This window comes from Acidilobus sp., from assembly GCF_049973875.1.
In the GTDB taxonomy this organism is placed as follows: domain Archaea; phylum Thermoproteota; class Thermoprotei_A; order Sulfolobales; family Acidilobaceae; genus Acidilobus.
In genome coordinates this window covers 1-1,188 of sequence record NZ_JBMFJI010000080.1, presented here as the reverse complement: position 1 = coordinate 1,188, position 1,188 = coordinate 1, and the positions used below count along the sequence as shown (strand labels likewise).

At 55.6% G+C, this 1,188-nt stretch carries 2 protein-coding genes; both read right to left on the bottom strand.

Going from position 1 to position 1,188, the window contains the following annotated elements; all coding sequences use genetic code 11:
• Positions 1–775: glucose ABC transporter ATP-binding protein GlcV (gene glcV / locus ACP5H1_RS08435; RefSeq protein WP_427974078.1), on the bottom strand; the 775-nt coding region annotated here is incomplete at its 3' end.
• A gap of 3 nt (positions 776–778) precedes the next feature.
• A partial coding sequence (locus tag ACP5H1_RS08430; RefSeq protein WP_427974075.1) for an ABC transporter permease subunit occupies positions 779–1,188 on the bottom strand: 410 nt, incomplete at its 5' end.

The following is a 1,188-nucleotide window of genomic DNA, read 5'->3' as shown; positions in this document are numbered from 1 at the left end:
AGATGAAGCCGCCGGAGACCGAGACGTTCACTATGTTTATGTCGCCTCCAAGCTTAGCTACCACCTCGTTAGCAGGGTTGTCATAGATGTCGGTAGGGGACGAGACCTGCGCGAACCTGCCGTTGATTATGACGCCCGCAACCTCGGCTATAGAGAAAATGTCCGCCGGGTCGTGAGATACTATTATAGTGGTCAACTTCCTCTCCCTCTGTATCTTCCTGACAAGGGCCCTAGCGCTGTCCCTCACCGCCGCGTCCAGGTTGCTGAAGGGCTCATCCATTAGGAGCAGCCTGGGGTTCTTCACCAGCGCCCTGGCTATGGCTGTCCTCTGCATCTGGCCCCCGCTGAGCTCCCTCGGATAATGGTTGAGGACCTTGGTGAGGCCCAGCTCCTCGGCTATCTCCTTGACCTTCTTGTCTATCTCGCTCTTTGGCACCTTGGCGTTACGGAGCGGAAACGCTATGTTATCGTAGACAGTCATGTTAGGGTAGAGCGCCCAGAGCTGGAACACCATTGCTATGCCCCTGTGCTCTGGCTCCACTACAATTCTTCCAGGGGCTGAGACCAGCTCGTCATCAAAGTAAATGGTGCCGTCAGTAGGCACCTCGAGCCCGGCTATTAGCCTTAGGAACGTGGTCTTGCCGTGGCCGCTGGGCCCCAGGACGCCGAAGGCCTGGCCGTCAGGTATTGTTATGGTTATTCCGTCAACAGCGCGGACCTCTATTTTGCCTCTCCTGAAGATCTTCTTTAAGTTTTCAACCCTGACCGAGGCCATGGCTCAGACCCCCTTTGCTCCCCCTCCCAGCGCTGCTAGGCCGCGTATGAAATACCTTCCTAAAGCTATGAACACGGCCAGCGGAACTATTGACGCGAGTACCGCGGCGGCGTAGGTCTCATTGTAGATAGTTCCATAGCCTCCGGTGAAGAACCTCTCCTCCACGGGAACCATCCTCATTGATGGCGTAGTCGTAAGCACCAGCGGCAGGAAGAAGTTATTCCATGACATTATGAACACAAATATCACTGTTGAGAGGAAGCCCGGCAGCGCCAGCGGGAACACGACCTTCCAGAATATGGTCCACTGGCTGGCGTCGTCAATTCTTGCGGCCTCTATTAGGTACCTGGGCACGGAGGGTAAGAATATTGACATGAGCAGCGCGGCGGTCGGTATGTAGAACAGCAGGTTCG